The sequence below is a fragment of the Oryzisolibacter sp. LB2S genome, assembly GCF_040732315.1.
Lineage (GTDB): Bacteria > Pseudomonadota > Gammaproteobacteria > Burkholderiales > Burkholderiaceae_C > Alicycliphilus > Alicycliphilus soli.
Map to the genome: position 1 here is coordinate 1,161,712 of NZ_CP160388.1, position 26,407 is coordinate 1,188,118.

General features: G+C 66.0%; 25 protein-coding genes and 1 tRNA gene. 19 read left to right on the forward strand and 7 right to left on the reverse strand.

Features of this window, described 5'->3' with window-relative positions; genetic code table 11:
• Positions 1 to 2 precede the first annotated feature (2 nt).
• Genes ABUE11_RS05515 through ABUE11_RS05525 form a run of 3 tightly spaced genes read left to right on the forward strand, consistent with a single transcriptional unit; the run spans position 3 to position 2,626 of the window.
• Positions 3 to 1,079 carry an ABC transporter ATP-binding protein gene (locus ABUE11_RS05515; RefSeq protein ID WP_367068047.1) on the forward strand — a complete coding sequence of 359 codons (1,077 nt, stop codon included), beginning with the start codon at positions 3 to 5 and terminating at the stop codon, positions 1,077 to 1,079.
• Positions 1,080 to 1,100: 21 nt separating this feature from the next.
• On the forward strand, positions 1,101 to 1,883 hold the full coding sequence (locus ABUE11_RS05520; protein WP_367068049.1) for an ABC transporter ATP-binding protein: 783 nt from the start codon (positions 1,101 to 1,103) through the stop codon (positions 1,881 to 1,883).
• 14 nt (positions 1,884 to 1,897) lie between these two features.
• The gene (locus tag ABUE11_RS05525; protein ID WP_367068050.1) at positions 1,898 to 2,626 is read left to right on the forward strand and encodes an ABC transporter ATP-binding protein; all 729 of its coding nucleotides are present in this window, start codon (positions 1,898 to 1,900) and stop codon (positions 2,624 to 2,626) included.
• Positions 2,627 to 2,753: 127 nt separating this feature from the next.
• On the opposite strand, the gene ABUE11_RS05530 is transcribed toward ABUE11_RS05525, so the two are convergent.
• Positions 2,754 to 2,838, reverse strand: a tRNA-Leu gene (locus tag ABUE11_RS05530).
• A gap of 19 nt (positions 2,839 to 2,857) precedes the next feature.
• Between ABUE11_RS05530 and rnr the strand changes: the two genes are divergently transcribed.
• The 11 genes from rnr (at position 2,858) to typA (ending at position 16,805) form a co-directional block, all read left to right on the forward strand.
• On the forward strand, positions 2,858 to 5,164 hold the full coding sequence (rnr, locus tag ABUE11_RS05535; RefSeq protein ID WP_367068051.1) for a ribonuclease R: 2,307 nt from the start codon (positions 2,858 to 2,860) through the stop codon (positions 5,162 to 5,164).
• A 35-nt stretch (positions 5,165 to 5,199) separates the two neighbouring features.
• Positions 5,200 to 5,955 carry an SDR family oxidoreductase gene (locus tag ABUE11_RS05540; RefSeq protein WP_367068754.1) on the forward strand — a complete coding sequence of 252 codons (756 nt, stop codon included), beginning with the start codon at positions 5,200 to 5,202 and terminating at the stop codon, positions 5,953 to 5,955.
• Between the two features lie 108 nt (positions 5,956 to 6,063).
• The gene (locus ABUE11_RS05545; RefSeq protein ID WP_367068755.1) at positions 6,064 to 6,699 is read left to right on the forward strand and encodes a c-type cytochrome; all 636 of its coding nucleotides are present in this window, start codon (positions 6,064 to 6,066) and stop codon (positions 6,697 to 6,699) included.
• Positions 6,696 to 7,982, forward strand: a complete 1,287-nt coding sequence (locus ABUE11_RS05550; RefSeq protein ID WP_367068053.1) for a cytochrome c — start codon at positions 6,696 to 6,698, stop codon at positions 7,980 to 7,982. The genes ABUE11_RS05545 and ABUE11_RS05550 overlap by 4 nt, the downstream gene beginning before the upstream one ends.
• A 17-nt stretch (positions 7,983 to 7,999) precedes the next feature.
• A complete protein-coding gene (locus ABUE11_RS05555) occupies positions 8,000 to 8,392 on the forward strand; it encodes a thioredoxin family protein (RefSeq protein ID WP_367068055.1) in 393 nt (130 codons plus the stop codon).
• Between the two features lie 194 nt (positions 8,393 to 8,586).
• Positions 8,587 to 9,180 carry a ribosome maturation factor RimP gene (gene rimP, locus ABUE11_RS05560; protein ID WP_367068057.1) on the forward strand — a complete coding sequence of 198 codons (594 nt, stop codon included), beginning with the start codon at positions 8,587 to 8,589 and terminating at the stop codon, positions 9,178 to 9,180.
• Between the two features lie 79 nt (positions 9,181 to 9,259).
• A complete protein-coding gene (gene nusA, locus ABUE11_RS05565; RefSeq protein WP_367068058.1) occupies positions 9,260 to 10,744 on the forward strand; it encodes a transcription termination factor NusA in 1,485 nt (494 codons plus the stop codon).
• Between the two features lie 24 nt (positions 10,745 to 10,768).
• On the forward strand, positions 10,769 to 13,588 hold the full coding sequence (gene infB, locus ABUE11_RS05570) for a translation initiation factor IF-2 (protein ID WP_367068059.1): 2,820 nt from the start codon (positions 10,769 to 10,771) through the stop codon (positions 13,586 to 13,588).
• A gap of 12 nt (positions 13,589 to 13,600) precedes the next feature.
• The gene (rbfA, locus tag ABUE11_RS05575) at positions 13,601 to 13,978 is read left to right on the forward strand and encodes a 30S ribosome-binding factor RbfA (RefSeq protein ID WP_367068060.1); all 378 of its coding nucleotides are present in this window, start codon (positions 13,601 to 13,603) and stop codon (positions 13,976 to 13,978) included.
• The gene (truB, locus tag ABUE11_RS05580) at positions 13,975 to 14,979 is read left to right on the forward strand and encodes a tRNA pseudouridine(55) synthase TruB (protein WP_367068061.1); all 1,005 of its coding nucleotides are present in this window, start codon (positions 13,975 to 13,977) and stop codon (positions 14,977 to 14,979) included. Before rbfA ends, truB begins: the two co-directional genes overlap by 4 nt.
• Positions 14,976 to 16,805, forward strand: a complete 1,830-nt coding sequence (typA, locus tag ABUE11_RS05585) for a translational GTPase TypA (RefSeq protein ID WP_367068062.1) — start codon at positions 14,976 to 14,978, stop codon at positions 16,803 to 16,805. The genes truB and typA overlap by 4 nt, the downstream gene beginning before the upstream one ends.
• Positions 16,806 to 16,881: 76 nt before the next feature.
• On the opposite strand, the gene ABUE11_RS05590 is transcribed toward typA, so the two are convergent.
• Positions 16,882 to 17,835 carry a class I SAM-dependent methyltransferase gene (locus tag ABUE11_RS05590; protein ID WP_367068063.1) on the reverse strand — a complete coding sequence of 318 codons (954 nt, stop codon included), beginning with the start codon at positions 17,833 to 17,835 and terminating at the stop codon, positions 16,882 to 16,884.
• A gap of 268 nt (positions 17,836 to 18,103) precedes the next feature.
• Between ABUE11_RS05590 and ABUE11_RS05595 the strand changes: the two genes are divergently transcribed.
• The gene (locus tag ABUE11_RS05595) at positions 18,104 to 19,183 is read left to right on the forward strand and encodes an enoyl-CoA hydratase/isomerase family protein (RefSeq protein ID WP_367068064.1); all 1,080 of its coding nucleotides are present in this window, start codon (positions 18,104 to 18,106) and stop codon (positions 19,181 to 19,183) included.
• On the opposite strand, the gene ABUE11_RS05600 is transcribed toward ABUE11_RS05595, so the two are convergent.
• The 4 genes from ABUE11_RS05600 to smpB form a co-directional block, all read right to left on the reverse strand.
• The gene (locus ABUE11_RS05600; protein ID WP_367068065.1) at positions 19,134 to 19,964 is read right to left on the reverse strand and encodes an anti-sigma factor; all 831 of its coding nucleotides are present in this window, start codon (positions 19,962 to 19,964) and stop codon (positions 19,134 to 19,136) included. The two genes, ABUE11_RS05595 and ABUE11_RS05600, sit on opposite strands and share 50 nt — an antisense overlap.
• Positions 19,965 to 20,001: 37 nt before the next feature.
• Entirely contained in the window at positions 20,002 to 20,520 is a 519-nt protein-coding gene (locus tag ABUE11_RS05605; RefSeq protein WP_367068066.1) for a sigma-70 family RNA polymerase sigma factor, read from the reverse strand.
• Positions 20,521 to 20,536: 16 nt separating this feature from the next.
• Positions 20,537 to 20,902, reverse strand: a complete 366-nt coding sequence (locus ABUE11_RS05610) for a hypothetical protein (protein WP_367068067.1) — start codon at positions 20,900 to 20,902, stop codon at positions 20,537 to 20,539.
• A gap of 100 nt (positions 20,903 to 21,002) precedes the next feature.
• Positions 21,003 to 21,476, reverse strand: coding sequence for an SsrA-binding protein SmpB (gene smpB, locus ABUE11_RS05615; RefSeq protein WP_367068068.1), 474 nt, complete (start codon positions 21,474 to 21,476; stop codon positions 21,003 to 21,005).
• A 90-nt stretch (positions 21,477 to 21,566) separates the two neighbouring features.
• On the opposite strand from smpB, the gene ABUE11_RS05620 reads away from it, so the two are divergent.
• Together ABUE11_RS05620 and ABUE11_RS05625 are read left to right on the forward strand one after the other, a co-directional pair.
• A complete protein-coding gene (locus ABUE11_RS05620; RefSeq protein WP_367068069.1) occupies positions 21,567 to 22,007 on the forward strand; it encodes a type II toxin-antitoxin system RatA family toxin in 441 nt (146 codons plus the stop codon).
• Positions 22,000 to 22,332, forward strand: coding sequence for an RnfH family protein (locus tag ABUE11_RS05625; protein WP_367068070.1), 333 nt, complete (start codon positions 22,000 to 22,002; stop codon positions 22,330 to 22,332). Before ABUE11_RS05620 ends, ABUE11_RS05625 begins: the two co-directional genes overlap by 8 nt.
• 5 nt (positions 22,333 to 22,337) lie before the next feature.
• On the opposite strand, the gene ABUE11_RS05630 is transcribed toward ABUE11_RS05625, so the two are convergent.
• A complete protein-coding gene (locus ABUE11_RS05630) occupies positions 22,338 to 22,832 on the reverse strand; it encodes a DUF4124 domain-containing protein (RefSeq protein ID WP_367068071.1) in 495 nt (164 codons plus the stop codon).
• 106 nt (positions 22,833 to 22,938) lie between these two features.
• Between ABUE11_RS05630 and guaB the strand changes: the two genes are divergently transcribed.
• Positions 22,939 to 24,414 (forward strand): IMP dehydrogenase, encoded by a 1,476-nt coding sequence (guaB, locus tag ABUE11_RS05635; RefSeq protein WP_367068072.1) that lies wholly within the window; start codon positions 22,939 to 22,941, stop codon positions 24,412 to 24,414.
• Between the two features lie 100 nt (positions 24,415 to 24,514).
• Positions 24,515 to 26,158, forward strand: coding sequence for a glutamine-hydrolyzing GMP synthase (gene guaA / locus ABUE11_RS05640; protein ID WP_367068073.1), 1,644 nt, complete (start codon positions 24,515 to 24,517; stop codon positions 26,156 to 26,158).
• Positions 26,159 to 26,407 lie beyond the last annotated feature (249 nt).

The window sequence follows — 26,407 nt, forward strand, 5'->3', positions numbered from 1 at the left end:
GCATGAAAAACAACAAGATCCAATGGATCCTCGGCGGCATCGCGCTGCTGGTGCTGCCGCTGGTGCTGCAGTCCTTCGGCAACGCCTGGGTGCGCATTGCCGACCTGGCGCTGCTGTACGTGATGCTGGCCCTGGGCCTGAACATCGTGGTGGGCTACGCGGGCCTGCTGGACCTGGGCTATGTCGCCTTCTATGCCGTGGGGGCCTACATGTTCGGCCTGCTGGCGTCCCCCCATCTGACGGACAACTTCGCCTGGTTTGCGGCGCATTTTCCCGACGGGCTGCATCTGTCGCTGTGGATGGTGATACCGCTGGCGCTGCTGCTGGCGGCGGTCACAGGGGTGCTGCTCGGCATCCCGGTGCTCAAGCTGCGCGGTGACTACCTGGCCATCGTCACGCTGGGCTTTGGCGAGATCATCCGCATCTTCATGAACAACCTGGACCACCCGGTCAACATCACCAACGGCCCCAAGGGGCTGGGGCAGATCGACTCCGTGAAGATCTTCGGGCTGGACCTGGCGCGCAGGCTGGAGCTGTTCGGCTACGACATCAACTCCGTCACTCTCTACTACTACCTGTTCCTGGTGCTGGTCTTGATCACCATCGTGATCTGCTACCGCCTGCAGGATTCGCGCATAGGCCGCGCTTGGATGGCCATCCGCGAGGATGAGATCGCCGCCAAGGCCATGGGCATCAACACGCGCAACATGAAGCTGCTGGCCTTTGGTATGGGCGCGTCGTTCGGCGGCGTCTCGGGTGCCATGTTCGCGGCCTTCCAGGGCTTTGTCTCGCCCGAGTCCTTCAGCCTGATGGAGTCGGTGATGATTGTCGCCATGGTCGTGCTCGGCGGCCTGGGCCACATTCCGGGGGTGATCCTGGGCGCCGTGTTGCTGTCGGCGCTGCCTGAGGTGCTGCGCTACGTGGCGGGCCCGCTGCAGAGCATGACCGATGGGCGCCTGGACGCCTCCATCCTGCGCCAGCTGCTGATTGCGCTGGCCATGATCATCATCATGCTGATGCGCCCGCGTGGCCTGTGGCCATCGCCCGAGCATGGCAAGAGCCTGACCCAGAAGTCCTGACACCACCGGCAGAGCAAGAACATGGCAGATACATCGAAGGAAGTGGTGCTTAAGGTCGCAGGCATCTCCAAGCGTTTCGGCGGCCTGCAGGCGCTGTCGGACGTGGGGCTCACCATAGAGCGCGGACAGGTCTACGGCCTGATCGGGCCCAATGGGGCGGGCAAGACGACGTTCTTCAACGTCATCACAGGCCTGTACACGCCCGATGCGGGCACATTCGAGCTGGCGGGCAAGCCTTACGAGCCTACAGCGGTGCACAAGGTGGCGCAGGCGGGCATTGCGCGCACCTTTCAGAACATACGCCTGTTTGCCGAGATGACGGCGCTGGAGAACGTGATGGTCGGACGGCATATCCGCACACGCTCCGGGTTGTTCGGTGCGGTCTTTCGCACCAAGGGCTTTCGGGACGAGGAGGCGGCAATCCGCCGCCGGGCACAGGAGCTGCTGGACTATGTGGGCGTGGGCAAGTACGCGGACTTCAAGGCGCGCACGCTGTCCTACGGCGACCAGCGTCGCCTGGAGATTGCCCGGGCCCTGGCCACCGATCCACAGCTGATTGCGCTCGACGAGCCCGCCGCCGGCATGAACGCCACCGAGAAGCTGCAGCTGCGCGAGCTCATCGACCGCATCCGGCGCGACAACCGCACCATCCTCATCATCGAGCACGACGTCAAGCTCATCATGGGGCTGTGCGATCGCGTCACGGTGCTCGACTACGGCAAGCCGATTGCCGAGGGCACGCCGGCCGAGGTGCAGAAGAACGACAAAGTGATAGAGGCCTACCTGGGTACCGGCGGGCACTGAAGGACAGAGAAAAAATGGCCGAACAATCCAAGCAAGTACTGCTGCAGGTCAAGGGGCTCAAGGTCGCCTATGGCGGCATCCAGGCCGTCAAGGGCATAGACATGGAGGTGCGCGAGGGCGAGCTCGTGACCCTGATCGGCTCCAACGGCGCCGGCAAGACCACGACCATGAAGGCCATCACCGGCGGCCTTGCGCTCAGCGATGGCAACATCGAGTATCTGGGCCGCAGCATCAAGGGCCGCGGAGCCTGGGATCTGGTCAAGGATGGTCTGGTGATGGTGCCCGAGGGGCGCGGCGTGTTTGCGCGCATGACCATCACCGAGAACCTGCTCATGGGCGCCTACACGCGCAGCGACAAGGCCGGCATTGCCGCCGACGTGGAGAAGATGTTCACCATCTTCCCGCGTCTGCGCGAACGCAAGGACCAGCTGGCCGGCACCATGAGTGGCGGCGAGCAGCAGATGCTGGCCATGGGCCGTGCGCTCATGAGCCAGCCCAAGGTGTTGCTGCTCGACGAGCCCTCCATGGGGCTGTCGCCCATCATGGTGGACAAGATCTTCGAGGTGGTGCGCGATGTCTATGCACTGGGCGTGACCATCGTGCTCGTGGAACAGAACGCCAGCCGTGCTCTCGCCATTGCCGATCGCGGCTATGTGATGGAGTCGGGTCTGATCACCATGACGGGTGCGGGGCAGGAGCTGCTGTCCGATCCGCGGGTGCGGGCGGCCTACCTGGGCGAGTGAAATCGGGCTCCCGCAGGGGCATCATGCATGCCCTTGCCGGGGCTTTGCGGGGTGCAAAAAAACAAAAGACCGCTTTCGTAGAAAGCGGTCTTTGTGTCTCAAAACCCCTGTGGGATCTCGTTAAACTTGGTGCCCAGGAGAGGACTCGAACCTCCACGCCTCTCAGCGCTAGTACCTGAAACTAGTGCGTCTACCAATTCCGCCACCTGGGCATTTCAGGAAAGAAATAGATTGTATAGCAAAAAAAAACATGTCGGCCATTCGGTCGGGCAATTTTCTTCGGATGAAATTGAAGGCACCGTGCAGGGCCATCGTGATGGACATGGATTTGTCACTCGCGACGATGGCGAGCCCGACATCTACATCCCTCCCAACGAAATGCGCGCCGTGCTGCACAAGGATCGTGTGCGCGTGCGCATCGTGCGTCAGGACAGGCGAGGAAGGCCCGAGGGGCGCGTGCTCGAGATCATCGAGCGGCCCCGGCAACCCATCATCGGCCGGCTGCTCCAGGAAAGCGGTGTGTGGTTGGTGGCACCCGAGGACAAGCGCTACGGCCAGGATGTGCTGATCCCCAAGGGGGCGACCGGCACGGCCGCCACGGGACAGGTGGTCGTGGTCGAGCTCACGGAGCCGCCGGCATTGTTTGGCCAGCCCGTTGGGCGGGTGGTCGAGGTGCTGGGCGAGGTCGACGACCCGGGCATGGAGGTCGAGATCGCGGTGCGCAAATACGGTGTGCCGCATGAGTTCTCCGATGCCTGCCTGGCACAGGCCAAGGCGTTGCCGGACTCTGTCCGGGCGCAGGACAAGCGGCGGCGCGTGGATCTCACCGATGTTCCGTTCGTCACCATCGATGGCGAGGACGCGCGCGACTTCGACGACGCCGTGTATTGCGAGCCTGCAAAGGTGGGGCGCAGCAAGGGTTGGCGCCTGCTGGTGGCGATTGCCGATGTCAGCCACTACGTGGAGAACGGGAACGCCATCGACGTCGACGCCTACGACCGTGCCACCAGCGTGTACTTTCCGCGCCGGGTCATCCCCATGCTGCCGGAAAAGCTCTCCAACGGACTGTGCTCGCTCAATCCCCATGTGGAGCGGCTGTGCATGGTCTGCGACATGCTGGTCACTGCCAAGGGGGAACTGCACGCCTATCAGTTCTACCCGGCCGTCATGCTCAGCCATGCGCGACTGACATACAACGAGGTGTCGGCCATACTCGTCAACACGCGCGGCCCCGAGGCGGCCAGATACCAGGACCGCGTGGGTGATCTGTTGAACCTCCATGGCGTATACCGTGCGCTGCTGGCGGCCAGGCAGGCACGCGGGGCGGTCGACTTCGAGACCACCGAAACGCAGATCATCTGCGACGACAACGGCCGAATAGAGAAGATTGTCCCCCGTGTGCGGACAGAGGCCCACAGGCTGATCGAGGAGGCCATGCTGGCCGCCAACGTGTGCAGTGCCGAATTCGTGCAGCAGGCCAAGCGGCCCGCGCTCTATCGTGTGCATGAGGGGCCCACGCCGGAGAAGCTCGATATCCTGCGCGGCTATCTCAAGGCCATGGGGGTGGCGCAGACGATCTCGGACGAACCCGAGCCTCGGGAGCTTCAGGTCATCGCCGACGCGACCAAGGACAGACCGGACGCGCAGCAGATTCACTCCATGCTGCTGCGCTCCATGCAGCAGGCGATCTACACGCCCGTCAACAGCGGCCATTTCGGTCTGGCGTTCGAGGCCTACACCCATTTCACGAGCCCGATACGCCGCTATCCCGACCTGCTCGTGCACCGGGTCATCAAGTCGATACTGGCGGGCACCAAGTACGCCCTGCCGGCATTGCCGACACCCGGTGAGGCGCAGTTCAAGCTGGCCCGGCGACTGGCCTCCAAGGTCGCCGAGCCCGTCATCCGAACGGACAAGACGGGGATCAGCGTGCGCGAAACCCAGGCCTGGGAGGCGGCAGGCCTGCACTGCAGCGCAAACGAGCGCCGGGCCGACGAGGCCAGCCGGGACGTCGAGGCCTGGCTCAAATGCCAATACATGCGTGAGCATCTGGGCGAGGAATACGCCGGCATGGTCACGGCCGTCACCAGCTTCGGCGTATTTGTCACCCTGGACTCCCTGTACGTCGAGGGGCTGGTGCACATCACGGAACTGGGCGGTGAATACTTCAAGTTTGACGAGGCGCGTCAGGAGCTGCGCGGCGAGCGCACCGGCATTCGCTTCACCATAGGGGCACGCGTGCGCGTGCAGGTCAGCCGCGTCGATCTCGATGGACGCAGGATCGATTTCCGCCTCGTTGACGAGGTGGCGGACAAGGGGTTGAACCTGCCGTCCAAGGCGCGTGATACCTCCAGGCGCTCTCGGTCGGAGGATGCCCGTCTCTGGGAGGCCGCACCAGCGCGCGGGCCGGCCAAGGGCGTCGATGTGCGCTCGCGCAAGGACAGGGATCGACTTCAGGGCGCACCCGGGGCCAAGCGTGACACGGGCAAGGGGCGAGCCGGAAAATCGGCCACCAAGGGCCGCAAGCCACGCGGCTGACAGATGACTGACAGATGGAAAAGGAGATGGGGCATATGACACAGGATTCGAGAGTTGCCATCGTCACCGGCGCAGGCTCGGGCATCGGCAAGGCTGCGGCGCTGGCATTGCTCGGCGATGGCTGGACTGTGGCCCTCGCGGGGCGGCGTGAACAACCGTTGCTGGATGTGGTTCGTGAGTCGGGGGCCGGCGCACGGGCGCTGTCCGTTCCCACCGACGTGGCAGACCCCGATGCGGTGCGCAAATTGTTCGACCTGACGGTTCAGCGTTTCGGCCGCGTGGATCTGCTGTTCAACAATGCGGGCGTGGGTGCGCCGGCTGTTGCGCTGGAGGACCTGCCGGTGGCGGAGTGGAAGAATGTGGTGGACATCAACCTGAACGGAATGTTCTATTGCATTCAGAACGCGTTTCGCGTCATGAAGTCTCAGGTGCCGCGGGGTGGACGCATCATCAACAACGGCTCCATTTCGGCGCACACGCCGCGTCCCAATTCCATTGCCTACACGGCAACCAAGCACGCCGTGATGGGGATGACCAAGACGGCATCACTCGATGGGCGCAAGTACGACATTGCCGTCGGCCAGATCGACGTGGGCAACGCGGCAACGGAACTGGCTCAGCGCATGACCCAGGGCGTTGCGCAGGCCAACGGCCAGATTGCGGCCGAGCCGCTCATGGACGTGTCCATCGTGGGGCAGAGCGTGTTGTACATGGCCAATCTCCCGCTCGAGGCCAATGTGATGTTCCACACCGTCATGGCAACGAAAATGCCTTTTGCCGGGCGTGGCTGAGTCGCCATGCGTGGCCGGCTGCACCTCGCGATCGCCTTGTGCGCATGCCTGTGGTGGGGTGGTGTCGTCGCAGGCGATGGGGATGGCGCGGTCTTGCCTGTGGCGGGCATGGCAGAGAGAGTGCTTGCGTGCACCGCCTGCCACGGCAAGGAGGGTCGGGCCACGCCGGATGGGTATTTCCCGCGCATAGCGGGCAAGCCTGCGGGCTATCTGTACCACCAGCTGCTCAATTTTCGCGATGGCCGCCGCAGCTATCCGCAGATGGGCTATTTGCTCGAGTACCTGACGGACGACTACTTGCGCGAGATCGCGGGGTACTTCTCTGCACTCGAACTGCCTTACGCGCCACCGGCACCTGTTGTTGCCCCGCCTGCGCTGCTCGCGCGTGGCGAGCAGTTGGTGCGCCATGGTGATGCCGAAAAGGGGATTCCTGCCTGCACGCGGTGCCACGGCGTCGCCATGACCGGGGTTGCGCCTTTCGTTCCGGGGCTGCTCGGGCTTTCGCGAGACTATGTGGCAAGCCAGCTCGGAGCCTGGAAGACCGGACAGCGCCAGGCTCAGGAGCCGGACTGCATGGCGCGTGTGGCGCGGCAGCTGACCGTGGACGATGTGAGTGCCGTGTCGGCCTGGCTTGCGTCGCGGGCCGTGCCTGGCGGGGGGCAGGCCGCGGCGAAGTTCAATGCCGATCTGCCCATGCCCTGCGGAGGTGTCGTTGCGCCTTCAGCCTCTGGGGTCGCGCAATGACGGCGCGTCGCGTCGTGATGGCGTGTGGCGTGGTTGCGGCGCTCTTGCTGGGGGCGGTCATGGCCGTCGGGGTATTGAATCGACTGGACGAAGAGCCGCTGCCGGCCCAGGCGGTTGCACTGTCCGTGACTCCGGAGCTCGTTGCACGAGGTGAATATCTGGCGCGCGCCGGCAACTGTGTGTCCTGTCATACCCGGCAGGGCGGGGCGGACTATGCCGGAGGTCGCCCCATCGCGACGCCGTTCGGTGCCGTTCATGCGCCAAACATCACGCCGGACGAGGAAACGGGCATAGGGCGCTGGTCGGCCGCGGAGTTCTGGCGTGCCATGCACAATGGCCGCTCGCGCGACGGGCGGCTGCTCTATCCCGCGTTTCCCTATCCGAGCTACACCTATGTGACGCGCGCAGACTCGGATGCGATCTACGCGTATCTGCGCAGCCTGGCGCCGGTGCGGCAGGCGAATCGGCCTCACGCTCTGCGCTTTCCCTTCGAAACGCAGGCTGCGCTCGCCGTCTGGCGCGCCCTGTTTTTCCGGCCGGGCAGGCTGGTAGACGACCCGACCCGATCTGCGCTGTGGAACCGGGGCGCGTATCTGGTCCAGGGGCTTGGTCATTGCGGCGCATGCCATACGCCTCGCAATGCACTGGGCGCGTCGCGCGCCGATGCGCCGTTTCGCGGGGGATTGATCCCCGTGCAGAACTGGTATGCGCCGGCGCTCAACGATGGGCGCGAGGCTGCCGTGACCGATTGGCCCGTGGCGGATGTGGTGGCATTGTTCAAGACGGGCGTGTCGCCCCGGGCCGGAGTGTCCGGTCCCATGGCCGAGGTGGTGTTTCGCAGTCTGCAATATCTCAGCGACGCCGATCTGCAGGCCATGGCCGAGTACCTGCGCGATCTGCCGCGGCTGGACAGACCCGCGCCGCCGGCCGTGAAGCCACCTTCCGCCGCGATGGCGCTGGGCCGTGAGATCTATGGGCAGCAATGTGCCCAATGCCATGGCATGCACGGACAGGGGCGTCGGGGTGAGCTGCCTGCATTGGCAGGTAACCGTGCGGTGATGCTGGCGGACAGCACCAACCTCGTGCGTGTGGTGCTGCACGGCGGCTACCAGCCGGCCACCAGGGGAAATCCGCGGCCCCATGGCATGCCACCTTTCATGCAGAGCCTGTCGGACCAGGAGATCGCCGCGGTTCTGTCCTATATCCGCAATGCCTGGGGCAATGCTGCGTCCAGAGTGGATACGATAGACGTCTACCGTGCGCGTGAACGGCGCGGTTCATGAGCACAAGGATGGAAGGCATGGGTATGGAAAGCGCAGTGCCGGCGGCCGATGCGCCTCTCGGGGGCGGACAGTCATGGTGGGTGGTTTGCCTGTGCGCCCAGTGGTGCACGACCTGCAGGGAGTACCGTGCAGCGTTTGAAGCGTTGGCCGGCGATTGGCCGCAGGTCAGGTTCGAATGGGTGGATGTGGAGGACGAGGAGGCCGTCGTGGGCGACGTGGATGTCGAGACCTTTCCCACCATTCTGATCGCCGATGGCAGGCTCGTCCGCTTTCTGGGTCCCGTTCTGCCGCAGCCCCAGGTTCTGGGGCGCATGCTCGAGGTCCTGCGGCGCGACGCGGGGCACGCGCCCGCTGAAGTGCAGGCGCAGGCCCTGTTCGAGCGCATCGTCGCAAGCCGGCGCGCCGCATGACGCGGGATGCAAGATGCGTGCCGTTGGCCTTTGCGTGTTGACGTGTTAGCGGATACAATACGCGCTTCACGACCAAAACGGGCGGGTACCAACCGCCCTTTTTTTTTGGGCGTTTGCTTATTGGGCGTGTGTTGGCCCCCGCTTCCCCAGGGGGGCTTGGTGTTTTCCATTCGCATTGGGTAGAGCGCATATCTGTGGCATTGCAGCAAATCGTTGAACAAACCGTGGCCGGCTTGGGCTATGACCTGGTGGAGATCGAGCGCTCCGCAGGGGGGCTGCTGCGCATCACCATCGATCTTCCCTGGGTCGCACCTGCGGAGGGGGCGGCGCTGCCGCCGGTGGAGCAGTTCATCACGGTGGAGGATTGCGAGAAGGTCACGCGCCAGCTTCAGTTTGCCCTGGAGGTGGATGGGGTGGACTACAAGCGCCTCGAGGTGTCCTCCCCGGGCATAGATCGCCCGTTGCGCAATGAGCAGGACTTTGCACGCTTCGAGGGGGAGGTGGTCGACATCACGCTGAAGGAGCCCCTGGGTGCCGCGGCGGGAGGTCAGGTGGCCGCCAATCGCAAGAAGTTCCGTGGCACGCTCGAGCGTGCCGCCGGCGGCGGATGGCAGATCGTCTGGAGCGATGCGCCGCCCGTCAAGCCCGGTCAGCGTGTGAGCAAGAAGCGCGAGCCGGCGCCGCTGCAGGCGCTCGGCTTCACGCTGGACGAGTTGCGCGAGGCGCGGCTCGCTCCCATCGTGAACTTCAAGGGGCGGGGAGCCAAGCCAGGCGCTGCAGACCAATAGGGCTGCCGGGAATGAATGCATGGGAGTCCGCTCTTCGTGAGCGGGCTGGCCGGGAATTGAGAAACAGGAGAGTCGTCGCATGAACCGCGAACTGTTGATGTTGGTAGAAGCCATCTCGCGTGAGAAGAACGTGGAGCACGAGGTGGTGCTGAGTGCCGTGGAGTCGGCGTTGGCTCAGGCTACGAAGAAGCTCTACCAGGGCGAGGTGGACATCCGCGTGTCCATCGATCGCGACACCGGCGAGTATGAGACCTTCCGCCGCTGGGTGGTGGTGCCTGACGATGCCGGCCTGCAGAACCCCGATGCCGAAGAGTTGCTCATGGACGCGCGCGACCGCGTGCCCGACATCGAGGTCGGTGAATACATCGAGGAGCAGGTCGAGTCCGTGCCCATAGGGCGCATTGGTGCCATGGCCGCCAAGCAGGTCATCCTGCAGAAGATTCGCGACGCCGAGCGCGAGATGCTGCTCAACGACTTCATGAGCCGTGGCGAGAAGATCTTCACCGGCACGGTCAAGCGCATGGACAAGGGTGACATCATCGTCGAGAGCGGCCGCGTCGAGGGGCGCCTGCGTCGCAGCGAGATGATCCCCAAGGAAAACCTGCGCAATGGCGACCGCGTGCGCGCCATGATCATGGAGGTGGATCTGACGCTGCGCGGCGCGCCCATCATCCTCTCGCGCTCCGCGCCCGAGTTCATGATCGAGTTGTTCCGCAACGAGGTGCCCGAGATCGAGCAGGGCCTGCTCGAGATCAAGAGCTGCGCGCGTGACCCGGGCAGCCGCGCCAAGATCGCCGTGCTCAGCCACGACAAGCGCGTCGACCCGATCGGCACCTGTGTCGGCGTGCGCGGCACGCGCGTCAATGCCGTGACCAACGAACTGGCCGGCGAGCGCGTGGACATCGTTCTGTGGAGCGATGACCCGGCGCAGTTCGTCATCGGCGCGCTGGCGCCCGCCAATGTGAGCTCCATCGTCGTCGACGAGGAAAAGCATGCCATGGACGTGGTCGTGGACGAGGAAAACCTCGCCATCGCGATTGGCCGCGGCGGGCAGAACGTGCGACTGGCGTCCGACCTGACGGGCTGGAAGATCAACATCATGGATGCCGCCGAGTCGGCGCAGAAGCAGGCCGAGGAAACGAGCGCCACGCGTCAGCTGTTCATGGAAAAGCTCGACGTGGACGAGGAGATTGCCGACATCCTGATCCAGGAAGGTTTCGAGAGCCTCGAGGAGGTGGCCTATGTGCCGCTGCAGGAAATGCTCGAGATCGAGAGCCTGGACGAGGATACGGTCAACGAGCTGCGCGCCCGCGCCAAGGATGCGCTCTTGACCATGGAGATTGCACGGGAAGAAAGCGTCGGCGGTGTGTCTCAGGACCTGCGCGATCTCGAGGGTGTCACGCCCGAACTGATCGCCAAGCTGGCACAGGCCGGCGTGAACACCCGCGACGATCTTGCGGATCTGGCCATTGATGAACTGACCGAGCTGACCGGGCTGTCCGCCGAAGATGCGACGGCCTTGATCATGAAGGCGCGTGAACATTGGTTCACGGGACAGCAGTAAGGGTCAGGGAGGTACGAGCAGAATATGTCGAGTAACACCGTTGCCGAGTTCGCTGCAGAACTCAAGAAGTCTCCGGAAACCCTTCTGGAGCAGCTCAACACTGCCGGCGTGACCAAGGCCTCGCCCACCGATGCATTGACCGAGGCCGACAAGCAGAAGCTGCTGGCCTATCTGAAGGCCAGTCACGGCACGGCCAGCGCGGGCAAGAGGATCACGCTGGTGAAGAAATCCACCAGCGAGATCAAGCAGGCCGATGCGACGGGCAAGGCGCGCACCATCCAGGTGGAGGTGCGCAAGAAGCGCACCTTCATCAAGCGCGATGACGCTGCGGAGACGGCTGCCGATCCGGCGGCCGTTGCACGCCTGCAGCAGGAGCAGGAGCTTGCCCGCCGCGAGGAAGAGGCCCGCCGCCATGCCGAGTTGATTCGTCGCCAGGAAGAGGAACTGGCGGCGCAACGCCGCGAGCGCGAGGAACGCGAGGAGCGTGAGCGCGCCGCCGAGGAGCGTGCCGCCGCCTATGCCGCTCAGCTGGCCGAGAAGAAGGCCCAGGAGACGGCCGAGATTGAAGAGGCTCGGCGTGAGGCCGCGGCAGAGGCCGATGCGCGTGCCAAGGCGCAGGCCGAGGCGCGTGCCAAGGCCGAGGCCGAATCCAAGGCACGGGCGGCCGAAGAGGCTGCGCGCGCCGCGGATCTGGACGAGCGCCGGCGCAAGGCGCTGGCCGAGGCCGAGGCCATCCGCGCCATGATGGCTGCGCCCAAGAAGGTGCTGGTGGCCAAGAAGCCCGAAGAACCCAAGCCGGCCGCCAAGGCGGCGGATGCCAAGGACGCCAAGAAGGGCACGCTGCACAAGCCTGCCGCAGGTGCTGGCGCACGTCCGGGCGCGACGGCAGCGGCAGGCGCGGGCAAGGAAGTGAAGTCCGCCAAGCTCTCGTCGAGCTGGGCCAATGAAGGCACCAAGAAGAAGGAAATCAAGACCCGCGGCGACAGCAGCGGTGGCGTGGGGCGCAGCAACTGGCGCTCCGGTCCCAAGGGCCGGCGTGGCAACGATCGGGACGATCAGCGCCATCAGCAGGCTCCGGCGGAGTTCCGCGTGCTCGAGGTCCATGTGCCCGAGACCATCACCGTGTCCGAGTTGGCGCACAAGATGGCCATCAAGGCCTCCGAGGTGATCAAGGCGCTCATGAAGATGGGCCAGATGGTCACCATCAACCAGCCTCTGGATCAGGACACGGCCATGATTGTGGTCGAGGAAATGGGCCACAAGGCGCTGGTCGCCGCGCTGGACGACCCGGAGGCGTTCACCGCCGAGGAGGTCTCCAGCCATCAGGCCGAGGCGCTGCCGCGCGCTCCCGTGGTCACCGTGATGGGCCACGTGGACCATGGCAAGACCTCGCTGCTGGACTACATCCGCCGCTCCAAGGTGGCGCCCGGCGAGGCCGGTGGCATCACCCAGCACATCGGCGCCTACCATGTGGATACGCCGCGTGGCACGGTCACCTTCCTCGACACCCCCGGTCACGAGGCCTTCACGGCCATGCGTGCCCGCGGTGCGCAGGCCACCGACATCGTCATCCTGGTCTGCGCGGCCGACGACGGCGTGATGCCGCAGACGCGCGAGGCCATCAAGCATGCCAAGGCCGCGGGCGTTCCCATCGTGGTCGCCATCACCAAGGCCGACAAGCACGAGGCCAACCCCGAGAAGGTCAAGCAGGAGCTCGTGGCCGAAGAGGTGGTGCCCGAGGAATACGGTGGCGATTCGCCGTTCGTGGCCGTCTCGAGCAAGACCGGCATGGGCATCGACGAGCTGCTCGAGCAGGTGCTGCTGCAGGCCGAGGTGCTGGAATTGAAGGCGCCTGTGGAAGCCATGGCCAAGGGCCTGGTGATCGAGGCGCAGCTCGACAAGGGGCGCGGCCCCGTGGCCACGGTGCTGGTGCAGTCGGGCACGCTCAAGGTGGGCGACATCGTGCTGGCCGGTCAAACCTTCGGCCGCGTGCGCGCCATGGTGGACGAGAACGGCAGGGCCGCCAAGGAGGCTGGGCCTTCGATCCCGGTGGAAATCCAGGGTCTGTCGGAGGTGCCGCAGGCGGGCGACGAGTTCATGGTGCTGGCCGACGAGCGCCGCGCACGCGAGATCGCGACCTACCGCGCCGGCAAGTTCCGCAACACCAAGCTGGCCAAGCAGCAGGCCGCGAAGATGGAAAACGTCTTCGCCGAGATGCAGGCCGGCGAGATCCAGCATCTGCCCATCATCATCAAGGCCGACGTGCAGGGCTCGCAGGAGGCGCTGGCCGCATCCCTGCTCAAGCTCTCGACCGACGAGATCAAGGTGCAGCTGGTCTATGCCGGCGTGGGCGGCATCAGCGAGAGCGACGTCAACCTGGCGATTGCCTCCAAGGCGCTGATCATCGGCTTCAACGTGCGTGCCGACGCGAATGCGCGCAAGCACGCCGAGGCCAACGACGTCACGCTGCATTACTACAACATCATCTACGACGCCGTCGATGAGTTGAAGGCCGCCATGTCCGGCATGCTCGCGCCCGAGCAGCGCGAGGAGGCCATCGGCACGGCCGAGATCCGCACCGTGTTCGTGGCGTCCAAGATCGGCACGATTGCGGGCTCCTACATCACCTCGGGCCAGGTCACGCGCGGCTGCAAGTTCCGCCTGCTGCGCGACAACGTGGTCATCTACACGGGCGAGGTGGAGTCGGTGCGTCGCATGAAGGACGATGTCAAGGAGGTCAAGGAAGGCTTCGAGTGCGGTATCAAGCTGCGCAACTACACCGACATCAAGGAAGGCGATCAACTTGAGCTCTTCGAGATCAAGGAAATCGCCCGCACGCTGTAAGGCGGCAAGAGCATGGCTGCGAAGAAGTCCTCCACGCCCAACCGCGGCTTCAAGGTCGCGGATCAGATCCAGCGCGACCTGGCCGAGCTGATCCGCGAGCTCAAGGACCCGCGCATCGGCATGGTGACGCTGCAGGCCGTGGAGGTCACGCCCGACTATGCGCACGCCAAGGTGTTCTTCAGCGTGCTCGTGGGCGACGGCGAGGCCACGCATGAGGCCCTGAACCAGGCGGCGGGCTTTCTGCGCAACGGCTTGTTCAAGCGCCTGCACATCCACACCGTGCCCACGCTGCACTTCGTCTATGACCGCACCACCGAGCGCGCGGCCGACATGAATGCGCTGATCGCGCGCGCCGTGGCCTCGCGTTCCAAGGACGACGACACGCAATGACGGCACGCGCTCCCCGCATCCGGGTGCAGCGACGCCCGGTGCACGGAGTGTTGCTGCTGGACAAACCGCTGGGCCTGTCCAGCAACGACGCCCTGCAGAAGGTCAAATGGCTGCTGCGCGCCGAGAAGGCCGGCCACACGGGCACGCTCGACCCGCTCGCCACCGGCGTGCTGCCGCTGTGCTTTGGCGCGGCGACCAAGTTCAGTCAGCTCCAGCTCGACGCTCCGAAGACCTACGAGGCCATTGCCCTGCTGGGCACGACCACCACCACGGGCGATGCCGAGGGCGAGGTGCTCGAACGCCGGCCGGTCGATGCCGCGGCACTCACGCCCGAGCGCCTGGCCGCCGTGCAGGCGCAGTTCACCGGCGCCATCCGCCAGGTGCCGCCCATGCACAGCGCGCTCAAGAAGGACGGCAAGGCGCTCTACGAATACGCGCGCGCCGGTGTCGAGGTGGAGCGTCCGGCGCGCGATGTCACCATTCATGCATTGAATCTGGCTCTGACGCACGACCAGCAAGCGCAAGCAGCTATAAAAATTGTAGTTACCTGCAGCAAGGGTACCTACATTCGCACCCTGGGTGAGGACATTGGCCTGGCCCTGGGCTGCGGTGCGCACCTGAGCTTCCTGCGCCGCATCGACACCGGCGGCCTGGGCGTGGCGCGCTGCGTGAGCCTGGCCGCGCTCGAGGCCATGGGCGAGGACGAGCGGCTCGGCCAGGTCCAGCCCGTCGACACCCTGCTGGCCGGACACAGGCCCGTCACATTGACCGAGCAGGATGCGGCGCGCTTTCTCTCGGGCATGCGCCGCCGCGGCCCCTGGCCCGATGCGGCCGCCGTCGCCGTCTATGGCGAGCGCCCGCACGCGCTGCTCGGCGTAGGCCACGTGGTGCGTGGCGAACTCATCCCCGATCGTCTGCTGAGCCCGCTGGAGATTCAGCAAATCCTGCAAGGCGCGCCGCGCGCCGACATAGAACGCGGCACATTGGAAACCACGCTATGAGCAAACAAATCCGCAATATCGCCATCATTGCCCACGTCGACCATGGCAAGACCACCATGGTGGACCAGCTGCTGCGCCAGTCCGGCACCTTTGCCGCACACGAGAAGGTCGTGGACACGGTGATGGACAGCAACGCCATCGAACGTGAGCGTGGCATCACCATCCTGGCCAAGAACTGCGCCGTGTCCTGGCAGGGCACGCACATCAACATCCTCGACACGCCCGGCCACGCGGACTTCGGCGGCGAGGTCGAGCGCGCCCTGTCCATGGTGGACGGCGTGGTGCTGCTCATCGACGCGCAGGAAGGCCCCATGCCGCAGACGCGCTTCGTGACCAAGAAGGCGCTGGCCCTGGGTTTGAAGCCCATCGTCGTCGTCAACAAGGTGGACAAGCCCGGCGCGCGCCCCGACTACGTGGTCAACGCCGCGTTCGACCTGTTCGACAAGCTGGGCGCGACCGACGAGCAGCTCGACTTTCCCGTGGTCTATGCCTCGGGCATCAACGGCTGGAGCTCCCTCGAGCAGGGCGCGCCGGGCGAGCAATGGGGCCCGGACATGTCGGCCCTGTTCAACACCATCCTGCAGCATGTGCCCTCGGTCAAGGGCGACGCGGCCGCGCCCGTGCAGATGCAGGTGTCGGCGCTGGACTATTCCACCTTCGTCGGCCGTATCGGCGTGGGCCGCATCACCCAGGGCACGCTCAAGGCCGGCCAGGACGTGCTGGTCATGGCCGGGCCCGATGGCGCGAGCTACAAGGGCCGCATCAACCAGATCCACCAGTTCCAGGGCCTGGACCGCGTGCAGGTGAGCGAGGCCGGCCCGAGCGAGATCGTGCTCATCAACGGCATCGAGAACATCGGCATTGGCGAGACGGTGACCGACCCGGCCAACCCCCAGCCCCTGCCCATGCTCAAGATCGACGAGCCGACGCTGACCATGAACTTCTGCGTCAACACCAGCCCGCTGGCCGGCCGTGAGGGCAAGTTCGTCACCAGCCGCCAGATCTGGGATCGGCTGCAGAAGGAGCTGCGCTCCAACGTCGCGCTGCGCGTCAAGGAAACCGACGAGGACGGCGTGTTCGAGGTCTCGGGCCGCGGTGAACTGCACCTGACCATCCTGCTCGAGGAAATGCGCCGCGAGGGCTACGAGCTGGCCGTCTCCAAGCCGCGCGTGGTGTTCAAGGACATCGACGGCGAGCGCTGCGAGCCCATCGAGCTGGTCACGGCCGACATCGAGGAAGGCCACCAGGGCGGCGTGATGCAGGCGCTGGGCGAGCGCAAGGGCGAACTCGTGAACATGGAGCCCGATGGCCGTGGCCGCGTGCGCCTCGAATACCGCATCCCGGCGCGTGGCCTGATCGGCTTTACCAACGAGTTCCTGAACCTGACGCGTGGCTCGGGCCTGATCAGCAACATCTTCGACAGCTACGAGCCGCACAAGGGCGAGATCGGCGGGCGCAAGAACGGCGTGCTCATCAGCATGGACGACGGCGAGATCTTCACCTACGCGCTGGGCAAGCTCGATGACCGCGGCCGCATGTTCGTCAAGGCGGGCGATCCGGTGTACGAGGGCATGATCGTGGGCGTGCACAGCCGCGACAACGACCTCGTGGTCAACGCCACGCGCACCAAGCAGCTGACCAACTTCCGCGTCTCGGGCAAGGAAGACGCGATCAAGATCACCCCGCCGATCGACCTGACGCTGGAGTACGGCGTGGAGTTCATCGAGGACGATGAGCTCGTCGAGATCACGCCCAAGAGCATCCGCCTGCGCAAGCGCCACCTCAAGGAGCACGAGCGCAAGCGCGCCAGCCGCGAGGGCGCGTGACCTTGGCCCGCCGAGGCGCCACAACAGCAAAGGGAGCCGCTCTGGCTCCCTTTTTTCATGGCGCTCGCCAGGGGGGTCACACGGCCAGCTCGGCCAGCCCGTACAGCGGCGCGCCCAGCCAGGGCCGCCACAGCGCGTCAGAGGTGCGGCCCCACCAGCCATAGCATTCGCTCACGCTGTGCAGGTGCGCAAGGCGCAGCCGCGGGTGACTGCTGCACAGCTCGTCAGGGTGCTGAATGCCCCAGCGGAACTCGGCCCCCGTGCGGCCCACGCTGCTGTGCCAGCGCGCGCGCCCCACGGCACATTGGTGCAAGGTGTCGATCAGCAGGCGCGAGCCCGCGGGCGCATGGCTGGCAAAGTCTGCCAGCACCTGCTGGGCCTGCGCTGGCTGCAGGTACATGAGCACTCCTTCGCAGACCACGAACAGCGGGTGTTCCATGGCCTCGGGCGGCAGTTGCAGGGCCTGCCACCAGTCGGCATGCGTGAGGTCGAGCGCGACGCTGCGCAGCCGCCGTGAGCAGGGCGGGTCGAGTGCCAGGCGCAGCGCAATGACCTCGGGCAGATCGGCGTCCACCCAGTGGTTCTGGCCGTTGTCCAGCCATTGAAAGTAGTTCGACAGTCCGCAGCCCAGGTTGATGCCCCAGGCCTTGGGGTGGCGTGCGAAGAAGGCCTGGCCCGCGCGCTGGATATGCCGGGTGCGCCACAGGACGTTGAGGACGGTGGGGCGGTCGGCCAGGTAGGCGTCGACATCCACTCCCAGGCTGCGCAGCAGGCGCGCGGCGTCTGCATCGCTGCAGGCCAGGCTCGGGAAGAAGCTGCCGCCCGCGGCCCGTGCGGCCAGGGGAATGACCAGGGTGCTGGGGACGGCATCGAGCGACAGGGGAGGGCGCTCCATGTCGCTGGTCGATGCCCACATGCGACCGGCCGGCGCGCCAGGGGCCTGCCCCTGCGGCGCGTGATGGGGGGGCGCTTGCCGGGCATGATCCTTCCTGGCGCCCGCTGCGCCATGCCAGTTCAAAGGGGTGGGCATTGTCATGTCTCCTCCGGTGAGCCTGGATCGCGTGGGTGTCCCTCTGTGCCCCGAGGGCGTTCTATCCGCTCTCAATCTACGCGCCTGGCCGCTGTGGGGCAAGCATGCGCCGGCGCGTGCTTGTGCTGTGTCAAGATTAACGTCTTTGCGCCGCCCTGTGGGAGGGACGCGGTTTCAAATCGTGCACGCAGGGTGGCGCCGGCGCGCCCCTGCCGTGATGTGGCGCATATGTCTTCAACAAACCTATGGATGGATGGAAGGATTGACAATGACCGAGATCGTGACGGAGCTGCGTGGCAAGGTGGGCTGCATCACGCTGAATCGCCCCAAGGCGCTCAACGCCCTGTCGCTGCAGATGGTGCGCGACCTGATGGCCGTGCTGCTGGCCTGGCAGCATGACGACGCCGTGCAGGCCGTGGCCATCCGCGGCAGCAACAAGGAGGGCGCATTCGGCGCCTTCTGCGCCGGTGGCGACATCCGCTTTCTGCATGCCGCGGGCACCGTGGGTAACCCCGAGATCGAGGACTTCTTCACCGAGGAATATGCCCTCAACCACCTGATCCACAACTTCGGCAAGCCCTACATCGCCTTCATGGACGGCATCGTCATGGGCGGCGGCATGGGCATCAGCCAGGGCGGCACCCTGCGCATCGTCACCGAGCGCACCAAGATGGCCATGCCCGAGACGGCCATCGGCCTGTTCCCCGACGTGGGCGGCGGCTACTTCCTCTCGCGCTGCCCAGGCCGCGTGGGCGAATGGCTGGCGCTTACGGGCGAGACCATTGGCGCGGCCGATGCGATCGCCTTTGGGCTTGCCGACGGCTTCCTGCCGTCGGAGCAGCAGGCCGCAGTGTGGGAGGGACTGGGCACTGAGACCTTTGCCGACGGCGCCGCCGTGCAGCAGTGGATTGCTTCAAAATTGGTAGCTTCTGGCGCTTGCCAGATAAGCGTCAGAGGTCAAATTGATGAATACTTCGCCTTGAAGGATGTGCCCGCCATCGTGGCCGCGCTGGAGGGCGCGGACGACGACTGGGCGCGCGCCACGGCGGCCACGCTGCGCAAGCGTTCGCCGCTGATGCTGCATGTGGTGCTCGAGCAGATCCGCCGCGCGCGCACCATGGGCCTGGCCGATGACCTGCGCATGGAGCGCGACATGGTGCGCCACTGCTTCTACCTGCGCCCCGGCCAGAGCGAGACCATAGAGGGCATACGCGCGCTGGCCGTGGACAAGGACCACAGCCCGCGTTGGAACCCCGCGCGCATCGAGGACGTGAGCCCCGAACTGGTCCAGGACTTCTTCAGGAGCCCCTGGCCGGCGCATGCGCACCCGCTGGCGGCGCTGGGCTGAGTTGCCGGTACACGGCCGTGGCCAGCGCCTGCAGCGCCGGCCGCGGCAGCGCGCCGCTGAGCGCGTAGCCAAAGCCGCGGTCCACCCAGTAAAAGCCCGACACCGCCCCCTCGCTGTAGAAATGGAAGGCCGGTGCCTGGCCATCGTCGAGCGCGCCCAGGTACAGGGTGATGCGCACGCCCTCGGCGTTCTGGTACATGAACTGGGCGCGTGCGCCATCGCCGCCGGGCAGCAGGCGGCCGCCCACCAGCTCGAAGCCCTGCGCCTCCAGATGCGGCACCGTGAGCGGCCGCGCGAGACGCCTGGACAGCCACTGCACCAGATGCTCCTGCTCGGCGGCCGTCACCTCCACGGGGTGGCGCCGCTCCGGCTGGTAGACCGCATGGGCCACGGCGGCCTGGCGCGCGAACTGTTGCGGCGCCGAGGCTGCGGCGGCCGGTGTGGCATCACCCCCCCATGGCCCATGCAGGCCCCAGCCCAGGCCAAAGGCCAGCACCCAGCTTGCGGCGAGGCCCGTACCGACGGCCCAGCGTCTGCGCGCGGCCTGGGTCTCGTCGAGGCGCTCGGCGGCCTGGCGCAGGGCGTCGGGCAGGGGGCGCTGCAGCCAATCCGCGTGCAGCGTCTGCAGCAATGCGCGCTGGCGCACCCAGGCGTCGGACTCCTCGCGCATGGCGGCGGCAAGACCGGCGTGCAGGCGCTCGGCCTGCTCGGGCGGCAGGCGGCCATCGACCAGGGCGTGCAGCGCCGATTCGTCGGGGCGTGGAGGGTGGGGTGCGTTCATGGCGGTCATTTCATGGCGGTATGGGCGCAGCCGTGGTTCACTTCATGCGGCGCAAGGGGCCGGGTGCGGGTGTCTTGGCGTCGCGCGTGGGCGCCGCCTCCATCAGCTCGCGCATGCGACCGCGGGCGCGCGACAGGCGCGACATCACCGTGCCCACCGGTATGTCCAGGACGCGCGCCACGTCGGCATAGGCCATGTCCTCCAGCGTCACCAGCAGCAGCACGGCGCGCTGCTCGGGCGGCAGGCGCTGCAGGCAGCGGTCCAGATCCAGCGTGGTGTCCGAGGCCACGCCGTCGGCGCCGGCCAGCGTGGCCAGGGTCTCGTCATCGAGTGGCTGCACCACCTGCAGGCCGCGGCGCTGGTTCAGGTAGAGGTTGTGCATCAGCGTGAACAGCCAGGCGCGCAGGTTGCTGCCGCTGCGCCACAGCAGCCATTTGTGGCAGGCGCGCTCGAGCGTGTCCTGCACCAGGTCGTCGGCCGCCCAGGCATCGCCGGTGAGTGCGCGCGCGTAGCGGCGCAGCCCGGGCAGTTGTTCCACGATCTGGGCGCGGTTCATGCGCGCATTGTCCCGCTCACGGCATGGCGGCGTGCCACAGGTTGAGCTTGCCGTCGCCGCCCTTGTCGCCGGGCTTGGCGTCCTGGGCCCAGTAGTACAGCGGCTTGCCCTTGTAGGCCACCTGCTGGCTGCCGTCGTCGCGCTGGATCAGGCTGTAGCCCTCGCCGCTGGGTGCCATGGTGGCCGTGAGCGGTGGCCAGTTGGTGGCGCAGCCGCCGTTGCAGACCGATTTGCCGCTGCCGGCCATGTCCTTGTCGAAGGTGTAGAGCGTCATGCCATTGGGGCCGACGAGCACGCCGCCCTGGGCGCTCACCTGCGCACAGGCCATGGAATATCCGCTGGCCAGGGCCAGCGCGGCAAGCAGGGATCCGAGTTTGCTCATGGTGTTCTCCGTTGAGGCGCCGGCCGCCGCAAATGTCGGCCGGTCGCAGGGATGAACACCGCAGCGCGGGCGTTTATTCCATGCCCGCGCAAAAAACCGGTCAGCGGTGGCGGCTCTTCATGGCGCGCTCGACCTCGCGCTTGCCCTCACGCTCCTTGATGGTGTCGCGCTTGTCGTGTTCGGCCTTGCCCTTGGCCAGGGCGATGTCGCACTTGGCGCGGCCGTCCTTCCAGTGCAGGTTCAGCGGCACCAGGGTGTAGCCCTTCTGCTCCACCTTGCCGATCAGGCGGCGGATTTCCTCCTTGTGCAGCAGCAGCTTCTTGATGCGCGTGGCATCGGGATTCACATGGGTGGAGGCGGTCTTGAGCGGGTTGATCTGGCAGCCGATCAGGAACAGCTCGCCGTCCTTGATGATCACGTAGCCGTCGGTCAGCTGCACCTTGCCCTCGCGCAGGGCCTTGACCTCCCAGCCGTGCAGCACCATGCCGGCCTCGTGGCGTTCCTCGAAGAAGTAGTTGTAGGCCGCCTTCTTGTTGTCGGCGATGCGTGACGATGTGTCGGGTTTCTTGGCCATGGTCTTTCAAATGCGGCGCAAACCGGGAGTTCCAAGGCCTCCCTACAATCGTTGTCGTCTCGCGCCCGCCATTCTAGGCGCCCCGTCTTCATGAAAACAGTCAACAAATCCGTCCTCATCTGGTACAGCCCCGAAGAAATGTTCGCACTCGTGACGGACGTGGCGCGCTACCCCGAGTTCCTGCCCTGGTGCGACCATGCCACCGTTCTCGAGCACTATGACGATGGCATGAAGGCCGAGGTCGGCATTTCCCTCGGGGGGCTGCACAAGTCCTTTGTGACGCGCAACACGCATGAACAGGGGCGCCGCGTGGAGATGGAGCTCATCGAGGGGCCGTTTTCCCGGCTCGACGGCGATTGGCACTTTCACCCCGTGGGAGATGGCACGCAGCGGGCCTGCAGGGTCGAGCTCCAGCTGCACTACGGCTTTAGCAGCAGAACGCTGGCCGCGCTGGTCGGGCCGGTGTTCGATCGCATCGCGGCGACCTTTGTCGATGCCTTCATCAAGCGGGCAGAACAGGTCTATGGCTGAACCTGGCGTGCTGCACGTCACGGTGGTCGCGTCGCTGCACGCGGGTGAGGTGCAGGAGTGGCAACTGTCCCTGCCCGCCGGCGCCACGGTGGCCGATGCGCTCCGCGCCTGCCGGCTCGTGCCTGCGGACGCCGGCCTGGTGTGCGGCATCTGGGGCAGGGTGGTGGCAGAGCAGGAGCGGCTGCGCGACGGCGACCGTGTCGAATGCTGCCGGCCGCTGCTGGTGGACCCCAAGCTGGCCCGCCGTCAGCGCTTCAAGAGCCAGGGCGCGCGTGCCGCGGGCCTGTTTGCCAGGCGCAGACCCGGTGCCAAGCCGGGTTACTGACAGTCCTACCGGCAGTCCGACGCAATGATCTCGTCGGCGCGGCGCTGCTCGGCCTGGCGCGTGGCGTCGTCCATGAAGCTGCGCTCGCCCTTGGCGTTGACGTGCCCCACCAATTGCCCATCGGCCAGTTGCGTCTTGACACGTTTGGCGCGTGCGCAGTTGTCGGCCCTGGCCTGGGCCTGACGCTGCTCGTCGGCCTGCTTCTTCGCGGCCTCGGCGGCCTCGGCCTTGGCCTTGTTTTCCTCGAGCCGCCGGTCCTTGCCCGACGCCGCCTCGGTGGGGGTGGCTGCCTTGGTGTCGCTCGCGGCGGGCGCTGCCGCCTGCGCAGGCATGCCTGCGGCGCGTGGCTGCTTGAGAATGTTTTTCTCGGGCACATCCTGTGGTGGCGGCCGGTCGCTGAACACCTTGTGCCCATCCTTGTCTATCCATTGCCATTGGGCAAAGGCGCCCGTCGTGACGCAGCAAAGCAGGGCCAGCAGAAGATGTTTGATGTGTTTCATGCAAGCAAGTGTAACCATGCGCGGCATCCGGGCCAATAGCGGGGCATGGCCGCCACATGCATCGTGAATCGGCGCCCAAGTACAATCGACTTTTTGGAGCTTTCACATGCGCCTTCTCGGAAAAGCGCTCACCTTCGACGATGTGTTGCTGGTGCCCGCGTACTCCCAGGTCCTGCCCAAGGACACGTCTCTCGCCACGCGCTTCACGCGCAACATCACCTTGAACCTGCCGCTGGTGTCCGCCGCCATGGACACCGTGACCGAGGCGCGCCTGGCGATCGCCATCGCGCAGGAGGGCGGCATCGGCGTCATCCACAAGAACATGACGCCCGAGCAGCAGGCGGCCGAGGTCGCCAAGGTCAAGCGCCATGAGTCGGGCGTGGTGCACGACCCGGTGGTCATCACCCCCGAGCACACGGTGCTGCAGGTGCTCGAACTCTCCGAGAACCTGGGTATTTCCGGCTTTCCGGTGTGCGACGGCGGCAAGGTGGTGGGCATCGTCACCAGCCGTGACGTGCGCTTCGAGACGCGCTACGACGTCAAGGTCAGCCAGATCATGACGCCGCGCGAAAAGCTCATTACCGTCAACGAGAAGGACCACACCAGCCCCGCCCAGGCCAAGGCGCTTCTGAACAAGCACAAGCTCGAGCGCCTGCTGGTGGTCAACGACGCCTTCGAATTGAAGGGCCTGATCACCGTCAAGGACATCAACAAGCAGACCACCTTCCCCAACGCCGCGCGCGATGCCGAGGGGCGCCTGCGCGTGGCCGCCGCCGTGGGCGTGGGTGCGGGCACCGAGGAACGTGTGGCGGCCCTGGTCAAGGCCGGGGTGGACGCCATCGTGGTCGACACCGCCCATGGCCACAGCAAGGGCGTGATCGACCGCGTCCGCTGGGTCAAGCAGAACTACCCGCAGGTGGAAGTGATCGGCGGCAACATCGCCACCGGCGCCGCGGCGCTGGCGCTGGTCGAGGCCGGTGCCGACGCGGTCAAGGTCGGCATCGGCCCCGGCTCGATCTGCACCACGCGCATCGTCGCCGGCGTTGGCGTGCCGCAGATCATGGCCATCGACAGCGTGGCCACGGCGCTCAAGGGCACGGGCGTGCCTTTGATCGCCGACGGCGGCATCCGCTACTCGGGCGACATCGCCAAGGCGATTGCGGCCGGTGCATCGACCATCATGATGGGCGGCATGTTCGCCGGCACCGAGGAAGCACCGGGCGAGGTCATCCTCTACCAGGGCCGCTCGTACAAGAGCTACCGCGGCATGGGTTCGATCGGCGCCATGCAGCAGGGCAGCGCGGACCGCTACTTCCAGGAGGCGACCACCGGCAACCCCAACGCCGACAAGCTCGTGCCCGAGGGCATCGAGGGCCGCGTGCCCTACAAGGGCTCCATGGTCAGCATCGTCTTCCAGATGGCCGGTGGCGTGCGCGCCGCCATGGGCTACTGCGGCTGCGCGACGATTGCCGAGATGAACGACAAGGCCGAGTTCGTTGAGATCACGGCCGCCGGCATCCGTGAGTCGCATGTCCACGACGTGCAGATCACCAAGGAAGCGCCCAACTACCGCGCCGATTGAGCGGAAAACTGCGGGCCACCGCCCGCAGTGAAGCTCTGTTTTTGATAGCTGCTGGCGCTTGCCTGATAAGCGCTGGAGGCCGATTTCTTTATAAATCGCCATGCAACACGACAAGATCCTCATCCTCGACTTTGGCTCCCAGGTCACCCAGCTGATCGCGCGCCGCGTGCGCGAGGCCCATGTGTACTGCGAGGTCCATCCCTGCGACGTCAGCAGCGACTGGGTGCGCGAGTTCGCCGCCGACGGCAAGCTCCGGGGCGTGATCCTCTCGGGCAGCCACGCCAGCGTCTACGAGGTCGATGACAAGGCGCCCGATGCCGTGTTCGAGCTGGGCATCCCCGTGCTGGGCATCTGCTACGGCATGCAGACCATGGCGAACCAGCTCGGCGGCAAGGTCGAGGGCGGCCACACGCGCGAATTCGGCTACGCCGAGGTGCGCGCGCACGGGCACACCGCGCTGCTCAAGGGTATCGAGGACTTCGCCACGCCCGAGGGCCACGGCATGCTCAAGGTCTGGATGAGCCATGGCGACAAGGTCACGCAGCTGCCGCCGGGCTTCAAGCTCATGGCCAGCACACCGGCCTGCCCCATCGCCGGCATGGCCGACGAGGCGCGGCGCTTCTACGCCGTGCAGTTCCACCCCGAGGTCACGCACACCGTGCAAGGTGCGGCGCTCTTGAACCGCTTCGTGCACGAGATCTGCGGCGCCCAGGCTGACTGGATCATGAAGGACCACATCGAAGAGGCCGTGGCCAAGATCCGCGAGCAGGTGGGCGACGAGGAGGTCATCCTGGGCCTCTCGGGCGGTGTGGATTCCAGCGTCGCCGCCGCGCTCATCCACCGGGCCATCGGCGACCAGCTGACCTGCGTGTTCGTCGACCACGGCCTGCTGCGCCTGAACGAGGGCGATATGGTCATGGACATGTTCGAGGGCAAGCTGCACGCGCGCGTGATCCGTGTGGACGCGAGCGACCTGTTCCTCTCCAAACTCGCAGGCGTGAGCGACCCGGAGCAAAAGCGCAAGATCATCGGCGGCCTGTTCGTCGACGTGTTCAAGGCCGAGGCCGCCAAGCTCAAGGCCGCCAATGACGGCGGAACTGGAGTTGACGGCCGACCAGCCGTCAAGGGCGCGACCTTCCTGGCCCAGGGCACCATCTACCCCGACGTGATCGAGTCCGGCGGCGCCAAGAGCAAGAAGGCCGTCACCATCAAGAGCCACCACAACGTCGGTGGCCTGCCCGAGCAGCTGGGCTTGAAGCTCCTGGAGCCGCTGCGCGACCTGTTCAAGGACGAGGTACGCGAGCTCGGCGTCGCGCTCGGCCTGCCGCGCGAGATGGTGTATCGCCACCCCTTCCCCGGCCCGGGCCTGGGCGTGCGCATCCTGGGCGAGGTCAAGAAGGAGTACGCCGACCTGCTGCGCCGCGCCGACGCCATCTTCATCGAGGAGCTGCGCGCCGCCATCGACCCGCAGACCGGCAAGAGCTGGTACGACCTGACCAGCCAGGCCTTCACGGTCTTCCTGCCGGTCAAGAGCGTGGGCGTGATGGGCGACGGCCGCACCTACGACTACGTGGTGGCGCTGCGCGCCGTGCAGACGTCCGACTTCATGACCGCCGACTGGGCCGAGCTGCCCTACGGCCTGCTCAAGAAGGTCTCGGGCCGCATCATCAACGAGGTACGTGGCATCAACCGCGTGACCTACGACGTCTCGAGCAAGCCGCCGGCGACGATCGAGTGGGAGTGATTTTGCGTCTGGTACGCACTGGCAACTACGGGCAATAAATGCCGCCTAAGTGGATGTTTTAGGTGGACATTTTGATTGTTCTTCCTGGCGCTGTCTGGCAGGTTCTGGCACCAGCAAGCAATTTCTCCTGATGGCATGGGCGATGGTAGTATCCCGCCTGATGCCATGATGTTGCCTCGATACCATGTGCGCTCGGCGGTTGTTTGCATGGTATTTAATTCTGATAAATTGTTGATTTTTAACGATTAA